At 44.5% G+C, this 8,348-nt stretch carries 5 protein-coding genes; 4 read left to right on the top strand and 1 reads right to left on the bottom strand.

What is annotated here, in order from left to right:
- The first annotated feature begins 107 nt into the window (after positions 1-107).
- The gene (locus tag JK188_RS15195) at positions 108-995 is read left to right on the top strand and encodes an N-acetylmuramoyl-L-alanine amidase (protein ID WP_211887913.1); all 888 of its coding nucleotides are present in this window, start codon (positions 108-110) and stop codon (positions 993-995) included.
- A gap of 56 nt (positions 996-1,051) precedes the next feature.
- Here JK188_RS15195 and iclR read toward each other — a convergent pair whose 3' ends face one another.
- A complete protein-coding gene (gene iclR / locus JK188_RS15190) occupies positions 1,052-1,882 on the bottom strand; it encodes a glyoxylate bypass operon transcriptional repressor IclR (protein ID WP_036955435.1) in 831 nt (276 codons plus the stop codon).
- Between the two features lie 261 nt (positions 1,883-2,143).
- Here iclR and metH point away from each other — a divergent pair, with 261 nt between their 5' ends.
- The 3 genes from metH to JK188_RS15175 all read left to right on the top strand — a co-directional run bounded on the left by metH (position 2,144) and on the right by JK188_RS15175 (position 8,239).
- Complete coding sequence (gene metH / locus JK188_RS15185; RefSeq protein WP_211887912.1) at positions 2,144-5,827, top strand: methionine synthase; 3,684 nt, start codon at positions 2,144-2,146, stop codon at positions 5,825-5,827.
- Between the two features lie 72 nt (positions 5,828-5,899).
- Positions 5,900-6,487: a hypothetical protein gene (locus JK188_RS15180; protein ID WP_187128669.1), complete on the top strand. Its 588-nt coding sequence runs from the start codon at positions 5,900-5,902 to the stop codon at positions 6,485-6,487.
- A 195-nt stretch (positions 6,488-6,682) separates the two neighbouring features.
- Positions 6,683-8,239, top strand: a complete 1,557-nt coding sequence (locus tag JK188_RS15175) for a tetratricopeptide repeat protein (RefSeq protein WP_211887911.1) — start codon at positions 6,683-6,685, stop codon at positions 8,237-8,239.
- Positions 8,240-8,348: the final 109 nt, after the last annotated feature.

The following is an 8,348-nucleotide window of genomic DNA, read 5'->3' as shown; positions in this document are numbered from 1 at the left end:
TATTTGTTCATATTTAAGACGATTCTTTGCGCAAAGTTCTCATGGTTTTATCGAGGTCGGTGTGCTTAAATGTGCGACAATTCAACATGGAAAAAGGGCAGTTTTAAATGGCTAGGGCAATATGGATATTTGTCATATTCCTACTTGTCGGTTGTTCAACGACACCTTCAAAAACGGGTTACTATCTCGATCAGAGTTACCCGTCACAGAATACCAGCGAGCGTATTCAATTTATTGTTCTGCATTACACTGTTTCTGATGATGCCCACTCAATTAAAATATTAACGAAAGGAAAGGTGAGTTCCCATTACCTCATTCCTAGTCAACCTGCACAAAAAAATGGTCAGCCTGTCATTTTACAACTTGTTCCTGAGCGCTTGAAAGCGTGGCATGCAGGGGATAGCCGTTGGCAATATCATCACGGGCTCAATGATAGCTCGATTGGTATTGAAATCGTTAATGAAGGTTTGGTGAGAAAAAATGGTCAAGATATCTGGCCGCCTTTTAATGACTCGCAGATAGATGCGTTGATCCCGCTATTGAAAGACATTATGCAACGTTATGACATTCCTCCAGAAAATGTCATTGGCCATAGTGATATCGCCCCGCTGCGTAAACAAGATCCGGGTCGTGCATTCCCGTGGCAATCATTAGCGCTGCATGGGATTGGCGCTTGGCCAGACCCTCAAACCGTTAATAAGTATTTAGCAGGGCGGCAGATTAATGCATCTGTCAGTGTGTTAAACCTACAAAAAGCATTGAAATTTTATGGCTATGCAGGGATCCCACTGACAGGAAAATTAGATAAAGAAACGAAACAGACGTTGCGTGCATTCCAAATGCATTATCGTCCACGGGATATTGATGGGCGGGCAGATGCGGAAACGGAAGCTATCGCTTTAGCCTTGATTGAAAAATATCGCAATATGCCGAAGTTCAAACAATCTTTGAAATCGAATAAATCGGAAAATGCATCCAGTCAACAGGGTGATTAACCTGCCAGTAACATGATTAATTAAAGAAGTGCGGGAAGATCCCGCACTTTTGCTTGCTAGCGATTAGCGCCATATTCATGGCTGATTTCTTTAGCGGCTTTGATCACCATCGCTCCCAGCTCTGTTACCCGATCATCGGTGATCCGAGAAAGTGGTCCAGAAATTGAGATCGCGGCAAATGCCTCTTTATGCTCATCATAAATACAGGCGCCAATACATCTTAACCCCAGCGCATGCTCTTCATCATCATAAGAAAATCCTTGTTTTTTAGCTTGTTGCAGATTTTCTTTCAATGCTGATGGGTTAGTTAATGTATGCGGTGTATAGGCATGTAAGCCTTTTTTGCCCAGTAATGGAATTAGCTGCTCTTCAGGCAAATTGGCAATAAACGCTTTTCCTGCACCCGATGCATGTAATGGCAGCTTTCCGCCAATTGGGGCAGACATGCGCATTAACGCATTACATTGCACCTGGTCAACAATCACAGCGTCATATTCTGTGTGATCCAAAATCGCTAAATTGACGGTTTCGCCAGATTCTTCCATCAAACGGCGTAATATTGGATGGACAAGGGCTAATAAATTACGACTTTCAAGGAAGCTACTGCCGATGATAAAGGCATGAGAAGCGATGACCCACAACCCAAGATCCCCTGTCTGGCGCACAAAACCGTGCTGCTCTAGGGTCATTAATAAGCGGTGAGTTGTGGAATTAGGTAAACCAGCTTGAAGGGCTAAATCGGTGAGAGCGATCCCCCCAGTTGATTCAGAAATGTATTCCAAAAGCGTCAGTCCACGGCTTAAGGATTGAACTTGTCCGGCAGCCGTAGCGCCACTCGCAGGTCCTTTTGCCTTCTTTATTTTTTTAGTAATGGGTGTAGCCGCCATCAAGTGTCTCCTGACAGGAATGAGTATTCGTTTCTATTATGAATGATTTCATTCAAAAATACTCATCGGATCAGCAAAAAGTCGATCTTTGGCAACCTGAAAAACTCTCATCATAACGACGAATTTTCTCTTCTGAAGTTATGGTAGGATGTGATTCATACAAATTTAGTTTAGTTTCAATTCATTGACGATTTAGCTGTGCGAAGTCACAGCATGGGGCAGATTAAGCCGAGGGATTATCATTTTCAGGAGGACAGTGCAGTGTCCAGCAAGAAAAACCAATTAGAACAACAACTAAAAAATAGAATTCTCGTCCTAGATGGTGCGATGGGAACGATGATCCAACGCCATAAGCTCTCTGAAGAGCAGTTTCGCGGCGCGCGTTTTGCAGATTGGCCAAGTGATTTGAAAGGCAACAATGACTTACTTGTGCTCACTCAACCTGAGATTATTCGCGATATCCATAGCCAATATTTTGCAGCAGGGGCGGATATTGTTGAAACCAATACGTTTAACTCCACCACCATTGCGATGGCGGATTATAAAATGGAAGCCCTTTCTGCGGAAATCAACGAAACCGCAGCTCGCCTTGCTCGTGAATGTGCCGATGAGTGGACACGTAAAACCCCAGAAAAACCGCGCTATGTGGCTGGGGTTTTGGGACCAACAAACCGTACAGCATCGATCTCTCCTGATGTGAATGATCCGGCCTATCGCAACGTGACGTTTGATCTGCTGGTGGACGCGTATCGTGAATCCACACGATCGCTGATTAAGGGTGGTGTCGATCTGATCATGATCGAAACTATCTTTGACACATTAAATGCAAAAGCGGCGATTTTTGCCGTAGAAACTGAATTTGAATCCCTTGGGATCCACTTGCCTGTGATGATTTCAGGGACTATCACCGATGCTTCGGGGCGAACTTTATCGGGGCAAACCACGGAAGCATTTTACAACTCATTGCGTCACTCTCAGCCGTTATCATTCGGGCTTAACTGCGCACTGGGGCCTGATGAACTTCGTCAATATATCGCTGAATTATCTCGTATTTCAGAGTGCTATGTTAGCGCCCACCCCAATGCGGGGTTACCGAATGCATTTGGTGAATACGATCTTGATGCCCAAAATATGGCGCAGCAGATCCGCGAATGGGCGGAAGCTGGCTTTTTAAATATCGTCGGTGGATGCTGCGGGACAACACCACTTCATATCCAAAAAATGGCTCAAGCCGTTGAGGGACTTAAACCTCGCCAGTTACCAAAATTACCTGTGAAATGTCGGTTATCCGGTTTAGAACTGCTGAATATTGGTGCGCAATCTCTATTTGTGAACGTTGGTGAGCGCACTAACGTCACAGGCTCTGCAAAATTTAAGCGTTTAATTAAAGAAGAAAATTACCAAGAAGCCCTTGATATCGCTCGCCAACAAGTGGAAAACGGCGCGCAGATCATCGACATCAATATGGATGAGGGCATGTTAGATTCCCACGCGGCGATGGTGCGTTTTCTGAATTTGATCGCGGGAGAACCTGATATTGCACGAGTGCCTATTATGATCGACTCCTCGAAATGGGACGTGATCGAAAAAGGGCTGAAGTGCATCCAAGGCAAAGGGATCGTGAACTCCATCTCCATGAAAGAGGGGGTTGATGCCTTTATTGAACACGCCAAATTAGTCCGTAAATATGGTGCGGCAATGGTGGTCATGGCGTTCGATGAAGTGGGGCAAGCTGATACCCGCGAGCGTAAAATCGAAATTTGTCGCCGCGCATACCAAATATTAACGGAAACGGTCGGTTTTCCACCTGAAGATATTATTTTTGACCCGAATATTTTTGCAGTTGCTACGGGGATTGAAGAGCATAATAACTATGCTGTTGATTTTATTGAAGTCTGTAAAGATATCAAAGATCAACTGCCCCATGCGTTGATCTCAGGTGGGGTGTCTAACGTCTCTTTCTCATTCCGAGGCAATGATCCGGTGCGTGAGGCAATTCACGCTGTTTTCCTGTATCACGCGATCCGCAATGGGATGGATATGGGGATCGTCAATGCGGGGCAACTGGCCATTTATGACGATCTTCCCGCCGAGCTCAAAAACGCGGTAGAAGATGTGATCCTCAATCGCCGAGAAGACGGCACTGAAAAGCTACTGGAACTGGCTGAAAAATACCGTGGAACAGGAGGACAGGAGCAGCAAGTTCAACAAGCGGAATGGCGCAGCTGGGAAGTGGAAAAACGGCTTGAATACTCGCTAGTGAAAGGGATTACGGAATTTATTATCCAAGATACGGAAGAGACTCGCCAACGTGCGTCAAGCCCGATCGAAGTGATTGAAGGCCCGCTAATGAACGGCATGAACGTGGTGGGTGACTTATTTGGTGAAGGAAAAATGTTCCTGCCCCAAGTGGTGAAATCCGCCCGCGTGATGAAGCAAGCCGTGGCGTACTTAGAGCCGTATATTCAGGAGCTAAAACAGTCGGGAAGCAGTGCAGGTAAAGTATTACTAGCGACGGTGAAAGGGGACGTACACGACATTGGCAAAAATATCGTGGGTGTCGTTTTACAGTGTAATAACTATGAAATCATTGATTTAGGCGTCATGGTGCCGTGTGAAACGATCCTAAAAACCGCCCGGGAACAAAACGTCGATATTATCGGTTTATCGGGTCTGATTACGCCGTCATTGGATGAGATGGTGCATGTGGCAAAGGAGATGGAGCGACAAGGGTTTACCTTACCACTATTGATTGGAGGCGCAACGACCTCGAAAGCTCATACCGCGGTGAAAATCGAGCAAAACTATTCAGGACCCACGGTCTATGTGCAGAACGCATCCCGTACGGTGGGTGTCGTCGCCGCATTACTTTCAGCAACCCAAAAAGCCGAGTTTGTTGCCCGAACGCATCGTGAATATGACACGGTTCGCCTGCAACATGGGCGCAAAAAACCAAGAACGCCACCGGTTACATTAGAAGCTGCTCGCGCTAATGGGGTGAATATTGACTGGCAACAGTACCAGCCGCCGGCTCCTAAATTCCTAGGCGTTCAAGAAGTGACGGCATCGATTAAAACATTGCGTGACTATATCGATTGGACACCATTCTTTATGACGTGGTCACTGGCAGGCAAATACCCGCGAATCCTGGAAGATGAAGTTGTCGGAGAAGAAGCGCGCAAATTGTTGACTGATGCCAATGCGATGCTCGACACGTTGGAAAGCCAAAACTTACTGACGCCAAAAGGGATTTTTGGAATTTTCCCAGCAAACCGCGTGGTGGATGATGTGGAAATCTATCGTTCCGATGCTCGGGATGAAGTCCAAGCGGTGGCACTTAATTTACGCCAACAAACGTTGAAAACCGATTTTCCGAACTACTGTTTATCCGATTTTGTGGCACCTAAAGAGAGCGGTAAAGCGGATTATATTGGTGCATTTGCCGTTACTGGCGGGTTAGAAGAGGATGAGCTGGCCCAGCAGTATGAAAATGCCCACGATGATTATAATAAAATCATGGTGAAAGCCTTGGCTGATCGCTTAGCAGAAGCCTTTGCAGAATATCTGCATCAGCAAGTTAGAACCCAGTATTGGGGCTATGCGTCAGAGGAAGCACTGAGCAACGAAGAGTTGATCCGTGAAAATTATCAAGGCATTCGCCCTGCACCGGGTTATGCCGCTTGCCCTGAACACACAGAAAAGGAAAAAATCTGGCAGCTCCTGAATGTGGAAGACAAAATTGGTATGAAACTGACTAGCTCTTACGCAATGTGGCCGGGAGCCTCGGTGTCGGGTTGGTACTTTAGTCACCCTGATAGTAAATACTTTGCGGTGGCACAGGTGCAAAAAGATCAAATTGAAGATTATGCCAAACGCAAAGGAATGACGGTCGCAGAATTAGAACGCTGGTTAGCGCCAAACTTAGGCTATGACCCAGAAGATTGATTTGATCCATAAGATTGATTTTTCAGTTATTCGCCTCCATCTTATAGGTAGGAAATCTATTGGGAGCAAATGATGAGCTATGAATTTATAATTGAAGGAAAACTGCCGTCCTCGGTAGTTTATCCTTATCAGATCCAAAATAGCGCCGCGCCAGAGACATTTATGATGAGCGAAGACGCGGTGAGTGCCATGATGAGTATTTTGCAAATCATGGACAAATTGGATACTGAAGATTCATTGACGGAACATTGCTTTAACCAAATTTGGTTAAGAAGCGAGTTAACGCCAGCAAGAGCAGAAGAAATTTATCTGTTCTTGGAAAACCAAGAGAGGGTTGAGCCGATCCCTTCACAAGAGGAAATCGACGCGTTTTATCAAGCGCAACAAGCGGAAGATAAGTTACTCTCTAAAGAAAGTACCAAAGAAGGTATGGTTCCGGTTCATAAATTTGCGACTAATGATGGTTGGTTAATTACAGCTAAAGAGAGTGAATTAATTGCCGAGGTATTTTCAGAAGAATTAGTGGGTGAAAACCATTTTGTGGTTTCCCAAATATCGACGCTATGCAAAATTAGTCATCAAAAATTAGAATTGATTTTAATTGAGTGGGGTAAGTTTAATTTATTTGCCAGTAAGCATGGCGGATATCGCGTTAATTAATTTTGCGCATTAAGACAATTTAATTATTAATTAGAGGGTGATTAGCTCGTTTTATAACCAATTACGATAATCACCCAAATTATTTTCTTAAAAATTCACATCATTTGGTTATTTTCTGCTTATAGTCCTTATGATTTTTGTATGGGAATGATATCTTATATAGCAGTGGTCAATGCCAAGCTGTGAGTAAATGTCATGAAATTACCCTCTCTCTTATTTAGTTTCTGCATTATCTGTGCCCCTTATGTGCAAGCAGAGCCAATAGAGTCGGGTTCGTTTCATAACCAGCCAGCCAAAGCGGCTGTTAACCAATCTTCCACCCCAATTATCACCCCTGTGGTTTTAACTCCTCAGGCGGACTCCGCTTTAGTTGAACCTTTACCTAAAGCTCTTGAAGTGGCTGAGCCAAGCAACCTTCCAACTGATTTCCAAAGTAGCATTAAAGAGGCCAATGCGGGCAAAGTTGATGCCATGATTGACGTGGGTGTCGCTTATTTGGATGGCACAGATTTTCTCGATGCCGATGAAAATAAAGCTTATTACTGGTTTAAGAAAGCTTCTGATTTAAATAGTAATGATGGTGATTACTACATCGGGATGCTGGCACAGCGCAAAAAAGATTATGAGCAAGCGGGTAATTGGTATCGCAAATGCGCCGAAAAAGGCGATGCATACTGCCAATATGCGATGGGCTATTTATTTGAGCGCGGTTTAGGTGTCGAAAAAGACTATAAACAAGCACGTGCTTGGTATTATGAGGCCGCAGAACAAGAGCAAGAATATGCACAGTTTGCCATTGGGCTGTTCTACCATGATGGGCTTGGTGGTGATATTGACTACAATAAAGCTTTTACATGGTATGAGCGCAGTGCACGTAATGGCGTAGCCTCTGCCGTGAACAACTTAGCCGTGATGTATGAAAATGGCGAAGGCATGGAAAAAGATGAGGATACGGCGATTTACCTGTATCGCCAAGCCGCGAACATGGGCTCCCCAGTTGCACAAAAAAATATGGGAGACTTTTACAGCAAAGGTCATCCGCTCGTTGAGCAAAATAACTACCAAGCCGTTTACTGGTATAAGCGCGCGGCAAACCAAGGTGAATTTTCGGCTCAATATGCGTTAGCGCAAGCGTATGAGACAGGCGATGGCGTTGGGCAAGACCTGAGCGAAGCCTTCAAATGGTACCAAATGGCGGCAGATAATGAATCTGCTGAAGCCGCTATGAAAGTGGCTGAGTATTATGAAAAAGGCCTTGGCGGCGTTAAACCGGATATGGCGAAAGCGATCCAGTGGTATATCGAATTAGCGGATTCAGATATTGTCGACGCACAATTAAAGTTAGCGAACTTATATCTGGCGGGTCAGTTGAAAGATGTTGAGATCCAGCAGATTGTGAAGTGGCTGGAAGTCACTAAAGAAGACAATATGGATGCAAAAAACCAGTTAGCGATTTTTTATCTGACTGGAACTGGGGTTCAGCAAGATAGCCAAAAAGCACGGGAGCTTTTGGAGTCTGCGGCATTCAAAGAAAACAGTGATGCGCAAAATAACCTCGGCGTAATGTATGCCCGAGGAGAAGGTGGCAGTAAAAATATTTTCCGCGCTATTATGTGGTTTGAGCGTGCGGATAAACTGGGTAATGTGACCGCAAAAAATAACTTAGCATTATTGCAAAAAGACCATAATGCAAAAGCGAATATGCTGCAATATACAGAAAGTGTAAAAAATTCATTGCCTTCTAAAAAATGAATCACTGAAAGAATCCATTCCATTTCATTTAAAAGCCAATAACCTTATTAATACTGTTGGCTTTTAATCATTTCTATCTATTTTGCTTTTTTCATCGTAATGACAAATA

The organism is Providencia sp. JGM181 (assembly GCF_018257375.1).
Lineage (GTDB): Bacteria > Pseudomonadota > Gammaproteobacteria > Enterobacterales > Enterobacteriaceae > Providencia > Providencia lanzhouensis.
The sequence above is the reverse complement of the archived record's forward strand: the minus strand, read 5'-3'. Positions and strand labels throughout refer to the sequence as shown.